We start from the raw sequence: 24,494 nt of genomic DNA, 5'->3' as shown, positions 1-24,494 counted from the left end.
CGTCAGGAACCCTGGGGCTGGCGGGCGCTGTTGGTGTCGAGGCGGGGTCCCTTGGCGAGCAGCTCCGACCAGGCCGCGGGCACCTTTGCGGGCCGGACGTTCTGGTAGCCGAGCTTGACCTGGGCCTCGCTGGGTTCGGGGCTGCCGTCGGAGGTCTTCTTGCCGTTCGCGCCGATGTCCGAGGTACGGCTGTCGCTGTCTCCGTTGGTCTGTACGGCGTACCGGAGTCCGGTGTCGGTGACCAGGAAGAGCGCTCCGGCGCCGGTCTCGGTGCCCTGGGTCTGGGTGTAGAGGAGACCGGTGCCCGGGGTGACGTAGGTTCCGGTGCCGTCCGCGGTGATCGCGACGGGGTAGTCCTTGCCGGCCCAGGTGCTGAGGGTGGTGGTGTGGGCGGAGCCGGTGCCGGCGTCGCGCAGCACACTGCACACGGTGTCGCGTCCGGTGGCGGAGGAGGCGGAGTTGACCTGCCGGGCGCGCGCCTCGGGCCACCTGCCCTGCCCGGCGAACGGTGTGGCGTCGGCCGTGAAGTCCTGGAGGCCGACGGTGCGTGCCTCGCCGTTCATGTCCAGTCCGGCGGTCTGCGGCGAGGAGATGAGCAGCCAGGCCGTGAACTCGCTGATCGGCTGCACCGTGCCGGGCAGGACGACGTAGTACTTGGTGCCGTCGCCGGTCCGGGTGCGCAGCACCATGCCGACCCTGTTCTCGGCCGCCGAGAGCTGTCCGTGCACATGGGCGGGTGTGCCGACGCCCGGGGGCAGTCGGGGGAACCGGATGGGGTCGCCCTGGTGCAGGGTGCCGAGCCATTCCTTGGTGACGAGCTGGGGTTTGCGGGTGCCGACCAGGGCGGTGGTCAGGGCGTCGGTCTCGGTTCCGGTGACGGCGTACGACGTTCCGTGCGCGTCGACGAGGTAGCGGTCGCCGGTGCGGGTCTTGACGTAGAGCACGTCGCCGGCGGCGAGGCGGCCGGGGCCGTCGGTCTTCGGGGCGTCCCGCCGGGCGAGGACGAAGGTGGCCTGCTGGACGGTCTCGCCCTTGCCGCCGGGCTGTTCGCAGACGGCCCACCGTTTGGGCTTGCCGGCCTCGTCGGGCGAGGGGAGCCGGTCGGGGGCGTAGGGGATGCCGAGGATCGGGCCGCGCGGCGGCTTGCCGGAGTCCAGGATGCTGTCACTCACCTGGATGACCTGGTAGTCGGCGCCGTTCATCAGCAGGCGTGCGGAGGCGAGGTTCAGGACCGGGTGCAGCCGGGCGGTCCTGCCCGTCTTCAGTACCACGTAGCGGGTCGTGGACTGCTTGCCGACGATCACCCGGGTGCCGGGGGTGTCCCAGCCGGCCGGAGCGGTGGGCCGGAACATGCCCCAGGCGCCGAACACGGCCAGCGTCAGCGCACCGGCGACCAGGCTGGGCACGATCGCGCGGAGCGGCTTGGGAGCGCCTTCCTCGGACCCGGACGGCGAGGGCTGGAGAAAGGCCGCGAGGGTGCGCCTCTTCGCGAACGTGTAGGCGTTGAGTTCGTCCCGCTGTGATGCCATTGGTGCCTGCTTCTCCCCGTCCTCGCACCGGCGGGCACCCGTCCCGCGCCGCGATGTCAGACCGGCCCCCTACTATGCATGGTGTCCGCGTGAACCGGTGGAGCGGGTAGGGTACCGGGGCCTCGGCGAGGCCCGGACGGGCCGCTCGGACCAGTGAGTTGTGAGTAAAACGGGGGGATGCAGTGATGGCTTCCGGTACTCGGTCGCGGTCGCGCGGCCGGTCGGGGACCACCGGCTCCCCGGCGCCCGCCCCCGAGCCCTCCGGCCGACCGGCCGGGCCGGATTCCGGCGCCGCGGCGAGTGGCGCTCCGTCCTTCCGGGCCCGTCCGGGACGGGCCGGTTCGTTCCGGCTGCAACGGCTCGTCCTGCTGGAACTGGCGGTGGCCGTGCTGGTCGTCGGCTGGGCGGTCGCCCCGCTGGCGCTGGCCGTCGCGACGCCGGTGGCGGTGGCGCTGGTCCTGCTCGCCGTGGTCCGCCGCAGGGGCCGCACCCTGCCGGACTGGCTGGCCACGGCACGGGCGCTGAGGGCTCGTCAGCGGCGCGCCGCCAACACCCCGATACCGCCGGGCACGGAGCCTTCCCTGGTGCCCGCGCTGGAGTGCGAGCCCGCCTTGCGCACGTACTCCTACGGCGCGCGTGAGCGGCGGCCGGCCGGGATCGTCGGGGACGGGACCTTTCTCACGGCCGTGCTCCAGGTGGAGGCCGACGCGACCGCGCTGCGGGCCGAGCGGACCCGGCAGCCGCTGCCGCTGGGCCTGGTGCGGGACGCGCTGGAGGTGGACGGCATCCGGCTGGAGTCCGCGCAGATCGTGCAGCACACCCAGCCGGCGCCCGCGCTGCATCTGCCCCAGCAGTCCGTGGCCGTCGCCAACTACGCCCCGCTTCAGCAGCGGACGGGCGCCCCGGCCGTGCGCATCACCTGGATCGCGCTGAAGCTCGACCCCGAGCTGTGCGCGGAGGCCGTGGCCGCCCGCGGCGGCGGGCTGCTCGGGGCGCAGAAGTGCGTGGTGCGGACCGCGGACCATCTGGCGAGCCGGCTGACCGGGGCCGGATTCCGGGCGCGGGTGCTGGACGAGGAGGAGCTGGTCGCCGCGCTGGCCACCTCCGCGTGCGCCAACCCGCTGGTCACCGCCGAGGCCGGGCGCGGTGAGGCCCGGGAGCGGCGCACGGAGGAGTCGGGGCGCAGCTGGCGCTGTGACAACCGGCGGCACACCACGTACTGGGTGCGCAGATGGCCGCAGCTGGGCGGCGCGCGGGGCGGTTCGCTGCCGCAGTTCGTCGCCGAGGTCACGGCGATACCGGCCCTGGCCACCACCTTCAGTCTCACCCTCGCGCGCGGGGAGCGGCAGGAGGTCGCGCTGTGCGGTCATCTGCGGGTGACCGGCCGCAGCGACGACGAACTCGTCGCGGCCCGGCGCGCCCTGGAGGCCGCCGCCCGGCAGGCCGGTGCCGGGCTGTCCCGGCTCGACCGTGAGCAGCTGCCCGGCATGCTGGCCACGCTGCCGCTGGGAGGTGCGCGATGACGACGGTTGCGAGGAACGCGGCCGAGGGGGCGGCGCCCAAGGCGTCCGGGCTGCGCCGGGCCGGCGAGCGACTGCGGCACGGCCTCGGACTGCTCGGGCCCCGGCACGGCCGGCACACCCTGTCCGCAGCCCAACTGGACGCGCTGGCCCTGCCGATCGGCGACGACGGTGTGGTGGCCGGGGTCGACAGCGAGGGGCAGCCCGCGGTCCTGGGCATCAACCGGCCGACGCCGTACGACATCGTGCTGATCGGCGGCCTGTGGACCGCCCAGGTGCTGGCGCTGCGCTCGGCGGCCACCGGCGCGCGGGTCGCCGTGGAGACGGGCCGGCCGCAGGCCTGGATGCAGATGGTGCACGCCATGGGCGGCGGGCAGAACGGGCTGTCCGTGTACGACGTCGGACGCGTCCCGCCGCAGGGCGCCTCCGCCGGTACGCCGGTGCTGGTGGTGCGGGACTGCGGTATGCGGCCGCCCCGCGGGCGGGTGGTGGCCGGGCCCTGGCAGTCGGTGCTGACACTGCTGCCGTATCTCAGCCCGGTCGCGCCCCGGTTGCTGCGGCAGGCCCGGCTCGCCGGCATCCAGCGGGTGTCACCGGACGAGGCCACCGAGCTGGGGCGCACCATGGGGCTCAGCCAGACCGAGGTGGAGTCGCTGCCGGCGCTGCGCGACGGCGTCACCCTGTGGTGCACCGACCGTGACCGGCAGTACGTGCTGACGCAACCCACCGACGCCGAGACCGGATTGTTGGGCGGCCCGCGCCGGATGGACTGAACTGCCCTTACCTGTCCCATTTGTTATCCAGCCTCGCCTTTCCGGTTCGTCACATCTCTTCCGTTTACTCCCTGCTTTCGACGGTAAAACGCCGGGCGGATGCGGGGATTCGGGGTGCGTCGCAGCCCCGTCGGCGTCCGCCGAGAGGTGGGCGGGCCTGCCGAGGTGTGGCGTGCGGTGATTAGGCTGGGAGCGGGCGCGATGGCAGGAACCGTGGGCCGGGCGTCGGTGTCCCAGGGGGTGAGCCGTGGATCGGACTGCCTCGACGACTACGGACGATTCGGAACGACACAACAGGGTCGCCCCCGCACGGCATGAGGGTGCTCGACCACACCAGGAGGAACTGTGAGCAGCGATCGGGACGGGATGCGCGGGGGCTGGGCCACACCCGGCGATGACCAGCCCGACGCAGAGGCCGTCGAGACCACCGGCGAGTTCACCATCGACTACGCCCCGCCCGCCTGGTACACCCAGAACGCGGCCGGTACGGCGGCCGGTCCGGGTGGTGCGCCGGGCGCGGGCGGCTTCACCGGGGCGAACGGCCCGGGCACTCCGGGTGAGCCCGGTGCCCCGGCGGCGCCCGGCATGCCGCCGTTCCCTCCGGCCATGCCCGCCGCCGGACCGACCCCGCCGCCCGCGGCGCCGTTCGGCCAGCCGCAGGGCGCGCCGTACGCTCCCCCGCCCCCGCCCGCTCCGGTGCCGGGTGCGCCCTTCACTCCGCCCGCCATGCCCACGCCGCCCGCGCCGCCCGCGCCGCCGGTCGGGGAGGCGGTCCCGATGCCGAAGCTGCCCGAGGGCTTCGAACCCCAGCAGCCGGTGCAGCCCCAGAGTGTGCAGCCTCAGCCTCCGGTGGTGCAGTCGGCCGAGCAGGGTGGGCAGCAGGGGCCGTCCGAGGTGCCGGCCGCGTCTCCCGTGGCCGAGCCGGAGATGAGCAACGGCGACCTGGAGAGCGGGGCCACCATCCGCTTCTCCTCCGCCGCGCTGAAGCGCGAGATGGCCGAGATCGCCGCGCGCGCGGCCGCCCTCCAGGCGGATGCCTCCGGCGGCGAGGACGGCCAGGGCGACGAGGCCGCTCCCGCGGGTGCGGAGGAGGCCGGGGCCGAGGGCGGCTCCGCGCCGGAAGCCGAGGGCGGCTCCGCGCCGGAGGCCGAGAACGGCGGGGAGGCCGAGGCGGAGGGCTCCGCCGAGGGTGGGGCGGAAGGCTCCGCCGAGGGTGGGGCGGAAGGCTCCGCCGAGGAGCAGGATGTCGCCGCGAGCGACACCGACACCGACACCGACAGCGGTGCTGACACCGCCGCCGACGCCGTGGCCGAGGATCAGGAGCCTGCCCCGGCACCGGTCTCCATCGAGAAGGCGGCACCGGAGGCTCCGCAGGCCGACGCTCCGGAGTCCGAGGAGACTCCCGCCGCTGAGCCGCCGACAGCGGACGCGCACGTCTCCGGGCCCACCGATGCCGTGCCGCCGCAGGCTGATGCCGCACCGCAGCCCACGGATGCCGTGCCCCAGAACAGCGCGCCCGAGCCCGGTGCCGCCGAGACCGGCGCCCCGCAGGACGCGGCACCGCCCGTTCCCCCGGCCCCGCAGGACGCCGTACCCACGGCCGACGCCCCGCAGGACGCCGTACCCACCGCTCCCCCCGCCCCGCAGGACGCCGTACCCACCGCTCCCCCCGTCCCGCAGGACGCCCAGTCCGCGTGGGCTCCGCCACCGGCGCCGCAGAGCGGGGTACCTCCGCTGCCGCCGTCGTACCAGCCGGCCGCTCCGGCCCCGGCTGCCCAGTGGCCCGCACAGCCCGCCACACCGCAGTCCACCGCACCTCAGCAGCCCGTGCCGCAGCAGCCCACGCCCCAGCCGCAGGCTCCGGTGGCGGGTCCGATGCCGGGGCCTATGCCGGGGCAGCCGCAGCCGCCCGCCGCGCAGGGGCCGTTCGGCGTCCCCGGCCAGCAGCCGCCGTTCCAGCCGCAGCCGCCGCAGCCCGCACCCGCGCCCTGGAACCAGCCCGGCCAGCCGAACCAGCCCCACCCGGCCGGTGCGCCCATGCCCCCTGCCCCCGCGCAGGGCGGCTACGGCTTCCCGCCTGGGCCGCCGGCGCCGCAGCCGCAGCCGCAGCCGCAGCCGGCCCCCAACGACCCGAGCGCCCAGGGCGGCTACGGCTTCCCGCCGGCGCCCCCGGCGCCCCAGCCCGCCCCCAACGGCCCCACCGACCAAGGCGGTTACGGCTTCCCCCCGGCACCCCCCGGGCCCCAGCCCCAGCCCCAGCCCCAGCCCCAGCCCCAGCCCCAGCCCCAGCCCCAGCCCCAGCCCCAGCCCCAGCCGAACGACCAGAACGCCCACGGCGGTTACGGCTTCCCGCCCGCACCGCAGCAGCCGAACCCGCAGCAGCCCACTCCGGCCCCCGGCCCGGGACCGGTCGATCCGCGTTCCGGTGCCGCGTGGCCCCAGCCCATCCAGCACGACCAGCGGCAGATGGCCAACCCCGGTGCGGCGCCACTCGGTTACACCGCCGCCGTCGAGCTGTCCTCGGACCGGCTGCTCAACAACAAGCGGCAGAAGGCGAAGAGCAGCCGGCCGGCCGCCGCCTCCTCGCGGTTCAAGCTGGGCGGCAAGAAGGAGGAGGCGGAGCGGCAGCGGAAGCTGGAGCTGATGCGTACGCCGGTGCTGTCCTGTTACCGGATCGCGGTCATCAGCCTCAAGGGCGGCGTCGGCAAGACGACCACGACCATGGCGCTCGGCTCCACTCTCGCCTCCGAGCGGCAGGACAAGATCCTGGCGATCGACGCGAACCCGGACGCCGGTACGCTCGGGCGGCGCGTGCGCCGGGAGACCGGGGCCACCATCCGCGACCTCGTCCAGGCGATCCCGTACCTGAACTCGTACATGGACATCCGCCGGTTCACCTCCCAGGCGCCCTCCGGTCTGGAGATCATCGCCAACGACGTGGACCCGGCCGTGTCGACCACGTTCAACGACGAGGACTACCGGCGCGCGATCGACGTGCTGGGCCGGCAGTATCCGGTCATCCTGACCGACTCCGGCACCGGTCTGCTGTACAGCGCCATGCGCGGGGTGCTCGACCTCGCCGACCAGCTGATCATCATCTCCACCCCGTCCGTGGACGGCGCGAGCAGTGCCAGTACGACGCTGGACTGGCTGTCCGCGCACGGGTACGCGGATCTGGTCTCCCGTTCGCTCACGGTGATCTCCGGGGTCCGCGAGACCGGCAAGATGATCAAGGTCGAGGACATCGTGTCCCACTTCGAGACCCGCACCCGCGGGGTCGTGGTGGTGCCCTTCGACGAGCATCTGGCCGCCGGTGCCGAGGTCGACCTCGACATGATGCGGCCGCGGACCCGCGAGGCGTACTTCAACCTGGCCGCGATGATCGCGGAGGACTTCGTACGGCACCAGCAGTCGCACGGGCTGTGGACCAGCGACGGCAACCCGCCGCCGGTGGCCGCCCCGCCGATGCCGGGCCAGCAGATGCCGGGTCAGCCGGTGCCCGGCCAGCCCGTGCCCGGACAGCCGTACCCCCAGGCACCCGGCCAGGAGCTGTACACCGGGCCGCCGCAGCCCTATCCGGCACAGCCCGCACAGCCGGGCCAGCCGGGCCAGCCGCAGCAGCCGTATCCGCAGGCCGCTCCGGGCCAGCAGCCCTACCCGCCGCAGGCCCAGGCCCCCGCTCAGCCGTACCCGCCGCAGCAGGGCTACGGGCAGCCGCCGCAGCAGTAGGGGCAGCGCGGTACGACAGAGGCGGCCGGTGCGTTTCGTACGCACCGGCCGCCTGTGTAGGTCCGGGGGCTCAGCCCTCCGCGGCCACGATCTCCCGGCAGCGCTCCACATCCGCGGCCATCTGCTCCAGCAGGGCCTCCAGCGAGTCGAACTTGGCCTGGCCACGGACGTAGGCGAGGAAGTCGACGGCGACGTGCAGGCCGTACAGGTCGAGGCCGACGCGGTCGATGGCGTACGCCTCCACCGTGCGCTCGGTGCCGTCGAACTGCGGGTTGGTGCCGACGGAGATCGCGGCCGGCATGACCTCGCCCTGGGCGTGCAGATAGCCGGCGTACACGCCGTCGGCGGGGATCGCGGTGTGCGGCAGCGTCTCCACGTTGGCCGTGGGGAAGCCCAGTTCGCGGCCGCGCTGGGCGCCACGCACGACGACACCCTCCACGCGGTGCGGGCGGCCCAGGATCTCGCGGGCGCCGTGCATGTCGCCCGCGGCGACCAGACGGCGGGTCAGCGTCGAGGAGAACGGCTCGCCGCCGCCCGCCTCACCGGAGACGTACAGATCGACGACCTCGACCTCGAAGTCGTAGACCTTGCCCTGCTCGGCGAGGAACTCGACGTTCCCGGCGGCCTTGTGGCCGAAGCGGAAGTTGGGGCCCTCCACGACCGCCCTGGCGTGCAACTTGTCCACCAGGACCTTCACCACGAAATCGGCGGGCGAGAGCTTCGAGAACTCGGTGGTGAAGGGGAGGATCAGGACGGCGTCGACGCCCAGTTCGCCCATCAGCTCGGCGCGCCGGTGGTGCGGGGCGAGCAGCGGCGGGTGGCTGCCGGGGCGGACGACCTCGCTGGGGTGCGGGTCGAAGGTGACCACCACGGCGGGGACGCCCAGCTCGCGCGCGCGGTCGACGGCATGCTTGATGATCAGCTGGTGGCCGCGGTGGACGCCGTCGTAGGAACCGATGGTGACGACGCTGCGCCCCCAGTCCTGGGGGATGTCCTCCAAGCCACGCCAGCGCTGCACTGTGACCGCTCCTCGAACCCGTGTCCGTATTGACTCTCAAGACTTGCGCAGGTCTAAGGGTGCCATGCCGGGTGCCCGGGACTCGCATCGGCATCAGGGCTGTGACGGGGCGCACGTTCACCCGGGCCCCGGACCGCTGCTCCGTGCACACCGGTACGCACCGGCCCGTACCGGCCGCCCGCTCACGCCGGTACGCGCACGCCCGCCAGGTTCTCCAGCATGCGGCGGGCGCTGGGGCCCACGACGGCGGCCCAGTCGTCGGGGGTGTCGGTCAGCCAGCGGGTCACCAGGGCGGCGAAACCGGGGACATGGCGGCCGAGGTCGACCAGGCTCCGGTCGAAGCGGGTGGCGCCCTCGGGGGTGCGGACGAGGAGCAGGCCCGTGCGGTGGACCAGGCCGCGGGCCTCCGCCTCCGTCTCCGGGCCGCCGCGGTGCTCGGCGGCCGCGTGCAGGACGGCGACCAGGACGGAGGGGTCCCGTTCGCGGGCGAGGAGGGCCTCCAGGAGTTCGCGGCGCAGCGGGCGGGAGGCGGGGGTGCCGGGCGCGGCGAGCACGGTGGCGAGGGCGGCGCGGAGCGGTTCGGGGCCGTCGTCGAGAAGGCCGGTGACCAGGGGCAGCAGCACCGGCCGGGCGGTGGGGCCCTCGGTCAGACGGCGGTCGACGCGGGCGGCGACCCGGCCCGCGGTCTCCGGGCGCCGCCGCACCGCCTCCTGGACCAGGGACGCGGCCCGCCGGGCGACGGCCGGGGTGGCGACCTCGGCGACGAGGGCGCCCAGGGTGGTCAGGGACGCCTCCGCGTCCGGGCCGCGCAGCCGGGCGCGGAAGGCCTCCAGGACGGGCTCCGGGTGGGTGCTGAGGGCCGGGAACAGGGCGGACGGCGGGAGGTGCGGATCGCCGTCGGCGAAGTGGCGCAGCGCCTCGGGCAGGTGCGCCTCGCGGGTGTGCGGGTCGTGGACGAGCAGGGCGAGGGCACCGGCGTGCAGGCCGCTGTCGTCGGGGCGGGCGAGCAGGGCGAGCGCGGCGTGCCGCAGCAGCTCGCGATCGGCCGCCGAGCGGGCGTGGGGGGCGACGCGCGGCCCGTGGGCCACCGCCGCGGCCCGGCGGGCGGGACGCTCGTCGCGCGCCCAGCGGCCGACGGCCCGGCAGACGGCCCCGGGCTCCTCCTCGGCGAGCACGGTGAGCAGTTCGTCGGCGCGCCGGTGCCCGCTCGCCACCAGCGCGTCGACGAGTTCGTCCAGGGCGCCGTGCCGGTGGGTGTGCAGCAGCGCCTGGGCGGCGGTGGCCACGGTGGCGTGCGGGGTCGCGGGCAGCGGCCGCTCGTCCTCGAACCAGCGGGTCAGCTCCGGTTGTACGGCGCCGGGTGCGGCGGCGAGCAGCCGGGCGACGGCGTCGAGGTAGCGCGCGTCGGGAGGGCGTTCGTCGGCCCCGGACCGGCGCTCGGCGCCGGGGTCGGGCGGGGGCGGGGACGCGGACGCGGACGGGGGCGGGGGCGGATCGGCGAGCACGAGCCGGCGCAGCAGGTCGAGGCGGGCGGCCGCCGGAAGGGGCAGGGCGGTCCAGAAGGCGGGGCCGAACTCCCCCGGCACGGGCCGCCGTTCACCGCGCCAGGCGACGACCCGGTCGGCGAGCAGGCGCAGCACCTCGGTGTACGGCGCCGCGTCCGGCACCTGGAGCAGGGTCCGGGCGAGCAGCCGGGCGGCCCACCAGGAGCCGTTGTCGCGATCACGCGGCGGCGCGGGCGGAGCGGACGGATCCCAGGAGAGGTCCGGAGCTGCGGGCAGGCTGAGATCCAGGGAGTCGATCAACTCCCTGAGACAGAAGCCGAGTCGGCGGGTGCCGTGCTGTCGGGCCAGAAGCAGCAGCGCCTGCACGACGGGGCCGACGCGGTGGTGCGGTACGGGCACCGGGTGCGCCTCACGGGCGGTACGGGGGCGGTGGACGAGGGCGTACAGGGCCTCGTCCAGGTCGAGGTGCATGCCCTGGATCCAGTCCGCCAGCTCCTCGTCGGCGAAGCGGTAGCCGGCGCCGGCCGGGACGAGCAGTCCCTCGGTGAGGACGGCGGAGGCCCAGCCGGTGCCGCCGCCGAGCCGGGCCGGGGCGGGTCCCCACGGGAACACCGCCTCGAAGGACTCCCGGTCCAGTTCGCCCTGGCCCGGACCGAGGCTGCGCCGGGCGGCCTCGTGCACCTGTCCGGCGACCCGGGCCGCGAGCCGCCGTACGGCCGTGCCGCGCAGGCCGCTCGCGGCGGCGAGGCGGACCGCGATGCGCAGACACATCAGGTCCAGGTGGGCGGCGAACACCTCGTGCCGGTCGACGGGCCCGGCGTACGGCGCGTCCGGGAGCGCCGCCCGCACCTCGGCGAGCAGCCGCAGGGTGAGCGGGTGCCGGGCGTCCCGGTATGCCAGAACGCCGTCGGGGATGCCGTACCGGGCGCGCGCCCGCCGGGCCTCCTCGGGGGTGAAGTCACCGACTCGCAGGCAGGACGGGAGGGCGGTGTGCGGGGGACGTGCCGGGGGGCACGGAGATTCGGGCGCGGTGGGGGCGGGGTCCTGCGGGGTGTGGAGAAGGTCCGGGGGGAAGCAGGTGGCGGCGCGTTCCCAGTACTCCTCGCGGCAGGCCACCACCAGTCGCGCCCCGGTGCGCCGGAGCCAGTCCGCCGTGCCCCTGGTCCACTCGGGAAGGCGGTGGGCGAGGACGGGCGGCATCTCCTCGGGGCCGTCGAGCAGAAGCAGCAGGGGGCGGCCGGCCCGGGCGGCGAGGTGGGCCAGGTGCTCCGGGGTGACGTCGCCGAGGTCGCCGGGGTGCACGGATCGGGCGGCGGCGACGATCCGGGCGGCCCGCTCCAGGGTGCGACGCGCCGCGTCGGCCACCGAGTCGTCGGTGTCGTGCAGGTCGGCGCCGCGCAGCCACAGCGTGGGTGCCGGCCGTTCGCCCCGGGTCCGGCGGGCGGCGAGGGCCGCGAGTTCCGTCGTACGGCCGCTGCCCGGGGCGCCGACCAGCCCGAGGACGGCCCGCTCGCCCTCGGCGAAGGCGGCCAGCTCCCGGACGACGGCGGTCCGCTCGATGGCCTCGCCCGCCCCGCTGAGGGCGCCGGGCGGTCCGTCCTGGGCCACGGAGGTGACGGTCAGTTCCAGGATCCCGGCGGGGTTGAGGTCGGTGCCGTAGGCGGGCACGGTGGCCGCGTTGCGGGCGAGCAGCTCGGCGAGGGGGCCGTCGGCGGGCCGCAGGGGCACGGCGAAGCCCGCGTCGCGCTGGGCGGTGTGCAGGGCGGTGCCGAGGACCCCGAGGACCGCGCCGGTGCACGCGTCGAGCACCGGGCCGCCGGCCGCGCCGCCGCCCAGCCGGAGCGCGTCCCGCCCCGCCGTGCCGATGGCCAGCTCCAGGGCGTCCTCGACGAGGTGGAAGCCGTCGGTGGAGGTGTACGTCACCTCCGTGGCGGCCAGCACCCGGGCCTCGCGCCAGCAGCCCGCGGGGATCCGTACATAGGTGCCGGCGTCCACGCGCTCGTGCTGGGTCAGCGGCAGCGGGTCCACGCCCAGGCCCTCGGTGCGGACCAGCGCGAGGTTCCGCTCGGGCAGCGCGGTGACGGCGTCGGGTCCCACCACACAGGTGCGGTCGCCCGCGCCGTGCAGCACCAGCCGGGCGAGGCCGTCGACGGCCTCGTGGCTGGTGAGGAGGGTGCCGTCGTGGTCGGCGAGAAAGCCGACCCCGCGCGGCCGGCCGGCGAGGTCACGGATGTGCACGAGGGCACTGTCGTCGGCGCGAGGAGTCCGGGCCGGCGTCGGCACCTCACCCGGCTCACCACCACCGGGGTTCGTAACCGGGCGGTCGGTGTGGTTGCCCTTGTGTCCCGTTCCCGCCATGGCCGTACCTCCCCGCCCTGCCGCGTGCCCTGGCTCCCGACGGTAGGCGGGTGATGATCGGCGGGACAGATCGCGCGATGAACGCGCCCCCTTCCGCTCCCCCGCTTCACTCCGAGCGCCTGCCCGGACGGGTGAATAGGCGCGGGCCGCTGGATAACCCTAGGGGAGGGGGAACCGAGGGGGGACCGTGGAGCGGCGGCAGGGGCCCGACCCCGTGGCCGGCCGCCGCTCCACGGACAGCGCTCCCCGCGCGGGGGGGGCGCCGTCCGTGGGCGGGGCGGGCGGAGGTCAGCCGAAGACGGCCAGGCTCTTGGCCTTGCCCTTGTGCTGCTCGACGAGCGCCAGGAAGCGACCCTGGGGGTCGAAGACGGCGACCGGGCCGGCGCCCGCGTACTCGTCGGGCATCTCCAGGCGGACGCCGTTCAGCAGCAGCCGGCCGCGCTTGGCGTCCACCTGCCAGCGCGGGAAGGCGGCCCCGGCGGCCTCGGCGACCGGCATCACGGTCAGCTCCTGCTGGAGCTGGTCCAGCGTCCTCGCCGCGTCCAGCTTGTACGGCCCGACCCGGGTGCGGCGCAGCGCGGTGAGATGGCCGCCGACGCCGAGGTCGGCGCCGAGGTCACGGGCGAGGGCACGGATGTAGGTGCCGGAGGAGCAGACCACGGAGACGACCAGGTCCAGGACCTGGGTGCCGTCGTCGGCGACGGCGTCCCGGACGTCGTAGACCGCGAAGGAGGAGACGGTGACCGGGCGGGCCGGGATCTCGAAGTCCTCGCCCTCGCGGGCCCGCTTGTACGACCGTACGCCGTCGATCTTGATGGCGCTGACCTTGGACGGCACCTGCATGATCTCGCCGGTCAGCTTGGCGATGCCGGCGTCGATGGCGTCCCGGGTGATCTTGGTGGCGTCGGCGGACGAGGTGATCTCGCCCTCGGCGTCGTCGGTGACCGTGTTCTGGCCCAGGCGGATGGTGCCCAGGTACTCCTTCTCGGTCAGCGCGAGGTGGCCGAGGAGCTTGGTGGCGCGTTCGACACCGAGGACCAGGACGCCGGTCGCCATCGGGTCGAGGGTGCCGGCGTGGCCGACGCGGCGGGTCCTGGCGATCCCGCGCATCTTGGCGACCACGTCGTGCGAAGTGAAGCCCGACGGCTTGTCGACGATGACAAGGCCGTCGGGCGGGGTGGGCTTGCTGGTCATTCGGCGGTGTCGTCCGTCTCGTCGTCGGCGTCCGGCTTCCGGTACGGGTCCGCACCGGCCGCGTAGGCGGCGCCCGCGGAGGCCTCGCGGACCTTCGCGTCGGACTGCCGGGCCTTGTCGAGGAGGTCCTCGATGGTCCGGGCGGTGTCCGGCAGGGCGTCCGCGACGAAGGTCAGGGTCGGCGTGAACTTCACACCGGCGGCCCTGCCGACCTCCGAGCGGAGGATGCCCTTGGCGCTCTCCAGGCCGGCGGCCGCGGCCGCGCGCTCCTCGTCGTCGCCGTAGACCGTGTAGAAGACGGTCGCCTCCCGCAGGTCACCCGTGACCCGGGTGTCCGTGATGGTGACGTGCGAGCCGAGCCGCGGGTCCTTGATCCCGCGTTGCAGCTTCTGGGCCACCACCTCCCGGATGAGGTCCGCCAGCCTTTTCGCCCGAGCGTTGTCGGCCACTGGTCCGTCTCCCGTTCTTTCTTCTTCGTGCGTTTCGTGGTCTGGTCGTCGGGTGGTCAGTCGTCCTCGCCGTGGAAGCGCCGTCGGACGGACAGCAGCTCCACTTCGGGGCGGCCGGCGACCAGCCGTTCACACCGGTCGAGTACGTCGCTGAGATGCCCCGCGTCGCCGGAGACCATCGCGAGACCGATGACGGCCCGGCGATGGAGGTTCATGTGGTCCACCTCGGCCGCGCTCACCGCGTACTTCCGCTGGAGGTCGGCGACGATCGGGCGGACGACGGAGCGCTTCTCCTTCAGCGAGTGGACGTCGCCGAGGAGGATGTCGAAGGACAGAGTCCCCACGTACATGTGTGTAACCGGTTCACCCGCCGGTACGGGATCGATGGCCTCGGAGCCACGGTACCGCCTGGCTGCCGGTGTCTCGACCGGGTTTATCGGCGTCCCCCGGGAACGCCGAGCTGGCCGGCGGGACCGTGATCCCGCCGGCCAGCTTCACACACCTCGGGCCGTTACGCCCGCGGCTTCTCCCGCATCTCGTACGTCGCGATGACGTCGTCGACCTTGATGTCGTTGAAGTTGCCGAGGTTGATACCGCCCTCGTAGCCTTCGCGGATCTCGGTGACGTCGTCCTTGAAGCGACGCAGGCCCTCGATGTTGAGGTTCTCCGCGACCACCTTGCCGTCGCGGATGAGGCGCGCCTTGGTGTTGCGCTTGACCTCGCCCGAGCGGATGAGGACACCGGCGATGTTGCCCAGCTTGGACGACTTGAAGACCTCGCGGATCTCCGCCGTACCCAGCTCGACCTCTTCGTACTCCGGCTTGAGCATGCCCTTGAGGGCCGCCTCGATCTCCTCGATCGCCTGGTAGATGACCGAGTAGTACCGGACGTCCACACCCTCGCGCTCGGCCATCTGCGCCGCGCGGCCGGCCGCGCGGACGTTGAAGCCGATCACGATGGCGTCGGAGCCCATCGCCAGGTCGATGTCGGACTCCGTGACCGCACCGACGCCGCGGTGCAGGACGCGGATGTCGACCTCTTCGCCGACGTCCAGCTGGAGCAGGGAGGACTCCAGGGCCTCGACGGAACCAGAAGCGTCACCCTTGATGATCAGGTTCAGCTGCTGGACCTCGCCGGCCTTGAGCACCTTGTCCAGGTCCTCCAGGGACACGCGGCGCGTGCGCTTGGCGAAGGCCGCGTTGCGCTCACGGGCGGCACGCTTCTCGGCGATCTGACGGGCCGTACGGTCCTCGTCCACCACCAGGAAGTTGTCACCCGCACCCGGGACGTTGGTCAGGCCCAGGACCTGGACCGGCGTCGACGGGCCGGCCTCGGCGACGTTGTTGCCGTTGTCGTCGAGCATGGCGCGGACCCGGCCGTAGGCGTCGCCCACGACCATCGTGTCGCCGACCCGCAGCGTGCCTCGCTGGACGAGGACCGTCGCCACGGCACCACGGCCGCGGTCGAGGCGGGACTCGATCGAGATGCCCTGCGCGTCCTGGTTCGGGTTGGCCCGCAGGTCGAGCGAGGCGTCGGCCGTGAGGATCACGGCCTCCAGCAGCGAGTCGATGTGCAGACCCTGCTTGGCGGAGATGTCGACGAACATGGTGTCGCCGCCGTACTCCTCGGCCACCAGGCCGTACTCGGTCAGCTGACCGCGCACCTTGGTCGGGTCGGCACCCTCGACGTCGATCTTGTTGACCGCGACCACGATCGGCACGTCGGCCGCCTTGGCGTGGTTGAGCGCCTCGACCGTCTGCGGCATGACGCCGTCGTTGGCCGCGACGACCAGGATCGCGATGTCGGTCGACTTCGCACCGCGGGCACGCATGGCGGTGAACGCCTCGTGACCCGGGGTGTCGATGAAGGTGATCTTGCGCTCTTCGTCGTTGACCTCGGTCGCGACCTGGTAGGCACCGATGTGCTGGGTGATGCCGCCGGCCTCGCCCGCGATGACGTTCGTCTTGCGGATCGCGTCGAGCAGTCGGGTCTTACCGTGGTCGACGTGACCCATGACGGTCACCACCGGCGGACGGACGACCAGGTCCTCCTCGTCGCCCTCGTCCTCGCCGAACTCGATGTCGAAGGACTCGAGCAGCTCGCGGTCCTCCTCCTCCGGGCTGACGACCTGAACCGTGTAGTTCATCTCGTCGGCGAGGAGGTGCAGGGTCTCGTCGGAGACGGACTGCGTGGCAGTGACCATCTCGCCGAGGTTCATCATGACCGCGACGAGCGACGCCGGGTTGGCGTTGATCTTCTCCGCGAAGTCGGTGAGCGACGCGCCGCGGGAGAGACGGATGGTCTCGCCGTTGCCGCGCGGCAGCATCACGCCGCCGACGCTCGGGGCCTGCATGGCCTCGTACTCCTGGCGCCTCTGCCGCTTCGACTTGCGGCCACGACGCGCGGGACCACCGGGACGGCCGAAGGCACCCTGCGTGCCACCGCGGCCACCGGGACCGCCGGGACGGCCACCGAAGCCGGGACGGCCACCGCCGCCACCGGCGCCCGGACCACCCGGACGGCCGGCGAAGCCGCCGCCACCGCCGGCGCCACCGGGACGACCGGCGAAGCCGCCGCCACCGCCACCGGGACGACCGGCGAAGCCGCCGCCGGGACGACCGCCGCCGCCACCGGGACGACCGCCGGCACCGGGACCGCGGCCGCCGGGGCCACCGCCGCCCGGACGCGGGCCGGCAGCGGGACGCTGCGGCATCATGCCGGGGTTCGGACGCGGACCGGCCGGGCCGGGACGCGGGCCGCCGCCCTGCGGGCGGGGCATGCCGGCCGGGGTCGGCCGGGGACCGCCGGGAGCCTGCGGACGCGGACCGCCGCCCTGGGCGCCGGGCGCCTGCGGACGGGGACCGGCGCCGGGGGCACCGGGGCCGCCGGGACGCGGACCGCCCTGCGGGCGCGGGGCCTGCGGACGGGCCATACCGGCGTTGCCGCCGGAGGTGAAGGGGTTGTTGCCCGGGCGCGGACCGGACGGACGGGCACCCGGACGCGGGGCCTGGCCGGGACGCTGACCGCCCTGGCCCGGACGGGCCGCCTGGCCCTGGCCGGGAGCGGCCGGACGGGAGCCACCGGGCTTGGGAGCACCGGGACGGCCACCGCCGCCGGGACGCGGACCCTGCGCGGCCGGGGCCTGCGGGGTCTGCGCGGCCGGAGCGGCCGGCGGAGCGGTGAACTCCGGGGCGGCCGGGGCCGGGCGCGGCGCGGGCTTGGGGCCCGGCACCGGACGCGGACCGGGGGTCGCCGCGGGGGCCGCGGGCGCGGCGGGGGCCGACGGGGCCGCGGGCTGCTGGGCCGCGGGCGTCACCGGCTTGGGGGCGCCCGGCTTCGGAGCAGCCGGACGTGCCGCCTGCGCCGGGGCGGGCGCGGCGGGCTTGGGGGCGGCCTTGCGCGGGGCGGGCTTGCCGGCGGACTTGCCGTTGCCACCGCCCTGGAAGGCGTCGGTCAGCTTGCGTACAACGGGCGCTTCGATGGTCGAAGACGCCGAACGGACGAATTCACCGAGCTCCTGGAGCTTGGCCATGACGACCTTGCTCTCCACTCCGAACTCCTTGGCGAGTTCGTAAACCCGGACCTTAGCCACTTCGCTCCTTTGAGGTCCGGGTGAAGCCGGACCGTCGCTAGTTCATGGGCGTACTCATCGCGTACTCATCGAGTGCTCATCGCAATCTCGACCTGCTTTCGACTCGCGAGGTACCAGACCGCACGGTGTTCCGTGCGGTACGTCTTACGGCGTTGCCTGCTTGGCAACTGTCGTCTGCTCGACGTGCTGGCGCAACGCCTTTGTGTCGAGCGGTCCCGGGACGCGCAGTGCCCGCGGGAACGCCCGGCGGCGTACCGCCTGGTCGAAACAGACCAGGGCGGGGTGTACGTACGCACCCCGGCCGGGCAGCGTACCGCGAGGATCGGGGACGCATGCGTCCTCGATCACCACGATCCGCAGGAGATCAGTCTTGGCCGTCCGCTCCCGGCACCCCACACAGGTGCGTTCAGGGCATGCTCCGGCGTGCGTCCGGCCAGACACGGTTAAGTCTACCTCCCCGTACCGACCTCACCCCTATGGGGCAAAGATCGAACGGCTGTTGTCGTGATCTCAGCGGCCTGCGGCCGGGATTTATTCCCCGTGGGGGTCCCCGGCCGCTTCCGTCATTCCCCGGCCTGCTCGGTGTCGGGCCGGATGTCGATGCGCCAGCCGGTGAGGCGGGCGGCGAGGCGGGCGTTCTGCCCCTCCTTGCCGATCGCCAGGCTGAGCTGGTAGTCCGGCACGGTCACCCGGGCGGAGCGGGTGGCCATGTCGACAACCTCCACCTTGCTCACCCGAGCGGGTGACAGGGCGTTCGCGACCATCTCGGCCGGGTCGTCCGACCAGTCGACGATGTCGATCTTCTCGCCGTTCAGCTCGCCCATGACATTGCGCACACGGCCGCCCATGGGGCCGATGCAGGCGCCCTTGGCGTTCAGGCCCGAACGGGTGGACCGTACGGCGATCTTGGTGCGGTGACCGGCCTCACGGGCGATCGCCGCGATCTCGACGGAGCCGTCGGCGATCTCCGGCACCTCCAGGGCGAAGAGCTTCTTCACCAGGTTGGGGTGGGTGCGGGAGAGGGTCACGGAGGGGCCGCGGACGCCCTTGGCCACCCGGACGACGTAGGACCGCAGGCGCATGCCGTGCGGGTACGTCTCGCCGGGCACCTGTTCCTGCACCGGCAGGATGGCCTCCAGCTTGCCGATGTCGACCAGGACGTTCTTCGGGTCGCGGCCCTGCTGGACCACACCGGTGACGATGTCGCCCTCGCGGCCGGCGTACTCGCCGAGCGTGGCGTCGTCCTCCGCGTCCCGCAGTCGTTGCAGGATCACCTGCTTGGCGGTGGTGGCGGCGATCCGTCCGAAGCCCGACGGGGTGTCGTCGAACTCGCGCGGCTCCTGCCCCTCCTCCAGGTCCTCGGGGTCCTCCTTCGCCCACACGGTCACATGCCCGGTCTCCCGGTTGAGCTCCACGCGCGCGTGTCGGCGGCTTCCCTCGGTGCGGTGGTAGGCGATGAGGAGGGCCGACTCGATCGCTTCGACCAGCAGGTCGAAGGAGATCTCCTTCTCCCGGACCAAGCCCCGCAGGGCGCTCATGTCGATGTCCACGGCTACGCCTCCTCTTCTTCCTTCATGTCCTTCTTGTCCGCTTTGTCCTTGCGGTTGAACTCGACCTGCACGCGCGCCTTCGCGATCTCCGGGAAGCCGAGCCTGCGGCTGGTGGCCTTGCGGCCCTTGACCCCGGGGACCTCGACGTCGATGCCGTCCTCGTCCACCGTCAGGATCCGGGCGAGCAGCTCGCCGCCCTCGGTCAGCTGGAACTTCACGAGCCGGTCGGTGGCGCGGACGAAGTGCCGGTGCTCGGTGAGGAGGCGCTCGGCGCCGGGGGTCCCGACCTCCAGGTCGTACGCGCCCTCGCCCATCGCGTTGGTCTCGTCGAGCTTCGCCGAGAGCGCACGGCTCACATCGGCGATCGTGTCCAGATCCGCTCCGTTGTCGGAGTCGACGACCACGCGCAGCACTCGCTTGCGTCCCACGGAGTCCACGGCGATCTCTTCGAGATCCAGCCCTTGCGAGGTGACGAGCGGTTCGAGCAGCTCTCGCAGCCTCTCGCTCTGGGTGGTGCTCATCCGGGTGACTCCTCGGCCGCGTGTGCTGTTGTGGGATGGGTCGCGTGTCTGCTCAAAGGGTATCCGGTCGCGGGGAGTGTTGCGTCCTGCCTCCCGCGGCGGGCGGTGCGGACAGCGGCTCGGTCGAGCAGAGCCGCGGAGCCGGTGACATCACGCCACGGGATGCGCGGGTACCGTGATCACGGCGGGCCGGTCTCCCGCCCGTGTGTTCGTACGAGCCCCCGAGGACGTCAGCCGTGCCGTACCCCCCGCCGCCGCGCATCCCCTCGGGGCCGCGCAGAAGAACCCTGCTCGCCTCGGCCGCCGGGGCCGCCCTGCTGGCCGGCTGCTCGGCCGACCCGGACTCCGGCACCGATGCCGCCACGGCGGCCGCCGACCGGGTACGCGCGCGTGCGGCACGGGACAGCCAGGCGCTGCTGGCGCAGTACGACGCGGCCCTCACGGCCCATCCGGGGCTCGCGGAGCGGCTGCGCCCGCTGCGGGCGGAGGTCGCGGCCCACGCGGCGGCGTTCGCGAGCGGTACGACGCCCACGCCGAGCGCGTCGGCATCCGCGTCCCCCTCCCCCGCCCCGGTACCGGCCACCGAGCGGGCCGCCCTCGCCGGGCTGGCCGCGGCCGAGCGGGACCTCGCCGACCGGCGGGCGAAGGAACTCCTGGACGTGCCGGGCGAGACGGCCCGGCTGCTGGCCTCCGTGGCCGCCGCCGGCGCCGCGCACGCCTACCTGCTGACGGAGGGGCCGAAGTGAGCGAGCGGACCGAGCAGACGGCGGCGTACGGCCAGGCGGCCGCGAGCACCGCGCACACCTGCCTGCCCACCAAGGAGGCCAAGTGAGCCAGCGGCCGGAGAAGAGGAAGGCGGACCCGGGAGAGCTGACCGCGCTCCAGGCGGCCCTCGCGGCCGAGCACGCGGCGGTGTACGGGTACGGCGTCGTCGGCGGACAGATCGGCCCGCGGCGGCGCGCCGAGGCCCGGGCCGCGTACGACGCCCACCGGGCCCGCCGGGACGCGCTCGGCCGCCAGGTGCGCGATCTGGGCGGCGAGCCGGTGCCCGCGAGCGCCGCGTACGCGCTGCCGTTCCCGGTGCGGGACCCGGCGGACGCCGTCACGCTGGCCGCACGGCTGGAGCAGCGGGTGGCCGGGGTCTACTCGGACCTGGTGCGGGCGGCGACCGGCGCGCGGCGCGCGGACGCGGCCGCGGCGCTGCGGGAGGCCGCGGTACGGGCGGTGCGCTGGAGCGGGCGGAGCGTAGCCTTCCCTGGGCTCGCCGAGCGGGGCGGCGAGGACACCGGCGCGGCCGGCCCGACGGCGTCGCCCTCCGCCTCGGCTTCCTCCGCGCCGTGAGTGCGCGTAGGACGGTATGACGGGACCCCGACGGGAAGGGAACGACTCGCGCATGGCTTTCGAACCGCCGCAGCGCCTGGTGAGGGCGCTCGGGGAGACGGCACCGGCCGGCGACGACTGGCTGTCCCGGCTGCCCGGGACGGCCGAAGAGGCCGTCGCCCGGCGCGAGTTGACCGTCGAGCGGGTGCAGGTGCCGGGCGGCCGCAGCAGCCTCGTGGTGCTGGTGCGGCGGGCCGACGGCACCCCGGCCGTACTGAAGCTGGCCCCGCCGCGGGCCCGTCCGGGCAGTGAGCGGGCGGCGCTGGCGCACTGGGGCGGGCTGGGTGCCGTACAGCTGCTGGAGGCGGAGCCCGAGGAGGGGGTGCTGCTGCTGGAGCGGCTGCACCCGGATGTGTCGGTGCGCTCGCTGCCGGAGGCGAAGGCCCTGCTGGAGGCGGCGGGCACGCTGCGCCGGCTGTGGGTGGAGCCGCCGTCCGGGGAGGTCTTCGAGACCGTCGCGGAGCGCACCGGGCGGCAGGCGGCGGCGATGCGGGCGGGCGCCGAGTCCGCGCCCGAGGTGGCGCCGCTGGTGGACGCGGCGCTCGCGGCGCGCGAGGAACTGCTGGCCGCGCCGCCCGAGCGGCGGTTGCTGCACGGCACGTTCCGGCAGAGCAAGGTGCTGGCCGGGGAGCGGATGCCGTGGCTGGCGGTGGGACCGGACCCGGTGGTCGGCGAGTGCGCGTTCGATCTGGCGCGGCTGGTGCGGGACCGGGTGGAGGACCTGATCGCGACGCCGTCCGGGGCCGCGACGACGCGCCGCCGGATCAAGCGGCTCGCCGAGTCGCTGGAGGTGGACCAGGAGCGGTTGCGCGGCTGGACGCTGTTCCGGGCGGTGGAGTCGGGAGTGCGGGCGCTCCGCGTGGGCCGGCCGCAGGACGCGGAGCTGCTGCTGGAGTTCGCGGGCTGGCTCTAGGGTCTCCCCCGACGCCCGACGCCCGGTGCCCGGTGCCCGACGCCCGATGCCCGATGCCCGATGCGGGCCCGCGCCCCCGGAAAGGGGCGCGGGGACCGGACGGTGGTCAGGCCGTCAGGCGGGCGATCGCGTCCTCGACCGACAGCTCCTCGCGCTCGCCGGTCCTGCGGTCCTTCAGCTCCAGGACGCCCTCGCCGGAGCGGCGGCCGGCGACCAGGATCTGCGGTACGCCGATCAGCTCGGCGTCCGTGAACTTCACGCCCGGGGAGACGCCGGCCCGGTCGTCCACCAGGACCCGGACGCCCGCGGCGGCGAGCTTCTCGGCGACGTCGAGGGCCAGCTCGGTCTGGAGCGCCTTGCCCGCGGCGACGACGTGCACATCGGCCGGGGCGATCTCCTTGGGCCAGACCAGGCCGTGCTCGTCGGCGCTCTGCTCGGCGATGGCCGCGACCGCGCGGGAGACGCCGATGCCGTAGGAGCCCATGGTGACCCGGACCGGCTTGCCGTTCTGGCCGAGGACGTCGAGCTTGAGGGCGTCGGTGTACTTGCGGCCCAGCTGGAAGATGTGGCCGATCTCGATGGCGCGGTCCAGCTTCAGGCCGGTGCCGCACTTGGGGCAGGGGTCGCCCTCCTGGACCACGACCACGTCCACGTACGCGTCGACCTGGAAGTCACGGCCGGCGACGACGTTCCTGGCGTGCGTGTGCTCCTTGTTGGCGCCGGTGATCCAGGCGGTGCCGGGGGCGACGCGCGGGTCGGCGAGGTACTTCACCTTCTCGCCCAGGCCCTGCGGGCCGACATAGCCGCGGACCAGGTCGGGGCGGCCGGCGAAGTCGGCCTCGGTGACCATCTCGACGGTGGCCGGGGCGAAGTGCGCCTCGACCTTGTCCAGGTCGACCTCGCGGTCCCCGGGCACGCCCACGGCGACGATCTCGCCGTCCACCTTGACCAGCAGGTTCTTCAGCGTGGCGGAGGCCGGGACGCCGAGCGAGGCGGCCAGGGTCTCGATGGTCGGGGTGTCGGGGGTGGGGATCTCCTCCAGCGCGGGCACCGCCGAGCCGTCGACCTCCTTCAGCCCGTAGGTGATCGCCTCGGTGTTGGCGGCGAAGTCGCAGTTCGGGCAGTCGGCGAAGGTGTCCTCGCCGGCCTCGGCCGGGGCCAGGAACTCCTCCGACTTCGAGCCGCCCATGGCGCCCGCGGTGGCCGCGCAGATCCGGTAGTCCAGGCCGAGACGCTCGAAGATCCGCTGGTACGCCTGGCGGTGCAGGGCGTACGACTGGGCGAGGCCCTCGTCCTCGAGGTCGAAGGAGTACGAGTCCTTCATCAGGAACTCGCGGCCGCGCAGGATGCCGGCGCGGGGGCGGGCCTCGTCGCGGAACTTGGTCTGGATCTGGTAGAGGATCACCGGCAGGTCCTTGTAGGACGTGCACTGGTCCTTGACCAGGAGGGTGAAGATCTCCTCGTGCGTCGGACCGAGCAGGTAGTCGCCGCCCTTGCGGTCCTTGAGCCGGAACAGCTCCTGGCCGTACTCGTCCCAGCGGCCGGTGGCCTCGTACGGCTCACGGGGCAGCAGCGCGGGAAGGGTGACCTCCTGGGCGCCGATGGCGTCCATCTCCTCGCGGACGATCCGCTCCACGTTGGAGAGGACCTTCTTGCCGAGGGGCAGCCAGCTCCAGATGCCGGCGGCGGTGCGGCGGACGTAGCCGGCGCGGACGAGGAGCTTGTGGCTGAGGACCTCGGCGTCCGCCGGGTCGTCGCGCAGCGTCTTCGCCATCAACTGGGACATGCGCTGGACCGGTGCGTTCGCCATGGTTCTCGTACTCCTGCCAAGAAAACGGTGATGGCAAGGAGGTTAGCCGGGCCGACTGCGGGGGTGGAAATCGGTTAACACCTGCGGAGCGGCAGGGGGGCGCCCATCACTGCGTACGGCCGTGGCGCGCTCGGGAAGTGCACCTGGCGGGCGAGGTCGGCGTAGCCGAGGGAGTGGTAGAGGCCGCGGGCGGGGCTGTCGGTGTCGATCGCGGAGAGGATCGAGCGCGGCTCGGTGGCGCTGTCGGTGATGGTGGTGATCAGGCTGCGGCCGATGCCCCGGTTCTGGTGGTCGGGGTGGACGTGCAGCTCGGTGATGACGAAGGAGTCGTCCAGCCAGTACTCGTTGCCGCCCGCGCGCAGGTACGGTTCCACGACCGTGGACCACCAGTGGGTGCGGGAGTTGGGCATGCCGTAGACGAACCCGACGAGACGGCCGCCGGCGGTCGCGCCGAGGGCGCGGGCGCCCGGGAACTGCATATGGCGCTGGACGATCTGCCGGCGTACGGCCATTTCGTCGGGGCCGAGGCCGAAGGCGACGGCCTGGACCGCCAAGGCCTCGTCGACATGGGCGGAGAGGTCCAGCGGGCCGATCACGAGGTCCATGCGGGGAGCGTACAGGGAAGCGGGCGGGCGCGGTCCGGTCGGCGGCCA

Annotated in this window: 18 protein-coding genes; 6 read left to right on the top strand and 12 right to left on the bottom strand. The window is 74.1% G+C overall.

The window, feature by feature from the left end:
* Positions 1-2: 2 nt before the first annotated feature.
* The gene (gene eccB / locus ACZ5CZ_RS02020) at positions 3-1,529 is read right to left on the bottom strand and encodes a type VII secretion protein EccB (RefSeq protein WP_468938367.1); all 1,527 of its coding nucleotides are present in this window, start codon (positions 1,527-1,529) and stop codon (positions 3-5) included.
* Positions 1,530-1,714: 185 nt separating this feature from the next.
* On the opposite strand from eccB, the gene eccE reads away from it, so the two are divergent.
* From eccE to ACZ5CZ_RS02005, 3 genes are all read left to right on the top strand, one after another.
* Positions 1,715-3,052, top strand: coding sequence for a type VII secretion protein EccE (gene eccE / locus ACZ5CZ_RS02015; RefSeq protein WP_468938364.1), 1,338 nt, complete (start codon positions 1,715-1,717; stop codon positions 3,050-3,052).
* Positions 3,049-3,822: a hypothetical protein gene (locus ACZ5CZ_RS02010; protein WP_468938361.1), complete on the top strand. Its 774-nt coding sequence runs from the start codon at positions 3,049-3,051 to the stop codon at positions 3,820-3,822. Before eccE ends, ACZ5CZ_RS02010 begins: the two co-directional genes overlap by 4 nt.
* Before the next feature lie 345 nt (positions 3,823-4,167).
* Positions 4,168-7,551 (top strand): SCO5717 family growth-regulating ATPase, encoded by a 3,384-nt coding sequence (locus ACZ5CZ_RS02005; protein ID WP_468938358.1) that lies wholly within the window; start codon positions 4,168-4,170, stop codon positions 7,549-7,551.
* Positions 7,552-7,621: 70 nt separating this feature from the next.
* Here ACZ5CZ_RS02005 and ACZ5CZ_RS02000 read toward each other — a convergent pair whose 3' ends face one another.
* From ACZ5CZ_RS02000 to rimP, 9 genes are all read right to left on the bottom strand, one after another.
* Entirely contained in the window at positions 7,622-8,569 is a 948-nt protein-coding gene (locus tag ACZ5CZ_RS02000) for a bifunctional riboflavin kinase/FAD synthetase (RefSeq protein ID WP_385839608.1), read from the bottom strand.
* Positions 8,570-8,751: 182 nt separating this feature from the next.
* A complete protein-coding gene (locus ACZ5CZ_RS01995) occupies positions 8,752-12,432 on the bottom strand; it encodes a trypsin-like peptidase domain-containing protein (RefSeq protein WP_468938354.1) in 3,681 nt (1,226 codons plus the stop codon).
* A 288-nt stretch (positions 12,433-12,720) separates the two neighbouring features.
* The gene (truB, locus tag ACZ5CZ_RS01990; RefSeq protein ID WP_468938351.1) at positions 12,721-13,626 is read right to left on the bottom strand and encodes a tRNA pseudouridine(55) synthase TruB; all 906 of its coding nucleotides are present in this window, start codon (positions 13,624-13,626) and stop codon (positions 12,721-12,723) included.
* Positions 13,623-14,075, bottom strand: a complete 453-nt coding sequence (gene rbfA / locus ACZ5CZ_RS01985) for a 30S ribosome-binding factor RbfA (RefSeq protein ID WP_385839612.1) — start codon at positions 14,073-14,075, stop codon at positions 13,623-13,625. Before rbfA ends, truB begins: the two co-directional genes overlap by 4 nt.
* Before the next feature lie 56 nt (positions 14,076-14,131).
* Positions 14,132-14,425 carry a DUF503 domain-containing protein gene (locus tag ACZ5CZ_RS01980; RefSeq protein ID WP_385839613.1) on the bottom strand — a complete coding sequence of 98 codons (294 nt, stop codon included), beginning with the start codon at positions 14,423-14,425 and terminating at the stop codon, positions 14,132-14,134.
* A gap of 161 nt (positions 14,426-14,586) precedes the next feature.
* Entirely contained in the window at positions 14,587-17,667 is a 3,081-nt protein-coding gene (gene infB, locus ACZ5CZ_RS01975) for a translation initiation factor IF-2 (RefSeq protein WP_385839614.1), read from the bottom strand.
* A 144-nt stretch (positions 17,668-17,811) separates the two neighbouring features.
* Positions 17,812-18,108: a YlxR family protein gene (locus ACZ5CZ_RS01970; RefSeq protein WP_385839615.1), complete on the bottom strand. Its 297-nt coding sequence runs from the start codon at positions 18,106-18,108 to the stop codon at positions 17,812-17,814.
* 122 nt (positions 18,109-18,230) lie between these two features.
* Positions 18,231-19,217, bottom strand: a complete 987-nt coding sequence (gene nusA, locus ACZ5CZ_RS01965) for a transcription termination factor NusA (RefSeq protein ID WP_385839617.1) — start codon at positions 19,215-19,217, stop codon at positions 18,231-18,233.
* 2 nt (positions 19,218-19,219) lie between these two features.
* Positions 19,220-19,738 carry a ribosome maturation factor RimP gene (gene rimP / locus ACZ5CZ_RS01960; RefSeq protein WP_385839618.1) on the bottom strand — a complete coding sequence of 173 codons (519 nt, stop codon included), beginning with the start codon at positions 19,736-19,738 and terminating at the stop codon, positions 19,220-19,222.
* Positions 19,739-19,974: 236 nt separating this feature from the next.
* On the opposite strand from rimP, the gene ACZ5CZ_RS01955 reads away from it, so the two are divergent.
* The 3 genes from ACZ5CZ_RS01955 (at position 19,975) to ACZ5CZ_RS01945 (ending at position 22,031) form a co-directional block, all read left to right on the top strand.
* Positions 19,975-20,484, top strand: a complete 510-nt coding sequence (locus ACZ5CZ_RS01955) for a hypothetical protein (RefSeq protein ID WP_468938346.1) — start codon at positions 19,975-19,977, stop codon at positions 20,482-20,484.
* A gap of 82 nt (positions 20,485-20,566) precedes the next feature.
* The gene (locus ACZ5CZ_RS01950) at positions 20,567-21,079 is read left to right on the top strand and encodes a ferritin-like domain-containing protein (RefSeq protein ID WP_385839620.1); all 513 of its coding nucleotides are present in this window, start codon (positions 20,567-20,569) and stop codon (positions 21,077-21,079) included.
* A 52-nt stretch (positions 21,080-21,131) separates the two neighbouring features.
* Positions 21,132-22,031 carry an aminoglycoside phosphotransferase family protein gene (locus ACZ5CZ_RS01945; RefSeq protein WP_468938341.1) on the top strand — a complete coding sequence of 300 codons (900 nt, stop codon included), beginning with the start codon at positions 21,132-21,134 and terminating at the stop codon, positions 22,029-22,031.
* Between the two features lie 106 nt (positions 22,032-22,137).
* Here ACZ5CZ_RS01945 and ACZ5CZ_RS01940 read toward each other — a convergent pair whose 3' ends face one another.
* Together ACZ5CZ_RS01940 and ACZ5CZ_RS01935 are read right to left on the bottom strand one after the other, a co-directional pair.
* Entirely contained in the window at positions 22,138-23,841 is a 1,704-nt protein-coding gene (locus ACZ5CZ_RS01940) for a proline--tRNA ligase (RefSeq protein WP_468938339.1), read from the bottom strand.
* 74 nt (positions 23,842-23,915) lie between these two features.
* Complete coding sequence (locus ACZ5CZ_RS01935; protein WP_468938337.1) at positions 23,916-24,446, bottom strand: GNAT family N-acetyltransferase; 531 nt, start codon at positions 24,444-24,446, stop codon at positions 23,916-23,918.
* Positions 24,447-24,494: the final 48 nt, after the last annotated feature.

This window comes from Streptomyces sp. NPDC031418, from assembly GCF_055581605.1.
The sequence above is the reverse complement of the archived record's forward strand: the minus strand, read 5'-3'. Positions and strand labels throughout refer to the sequence as shown.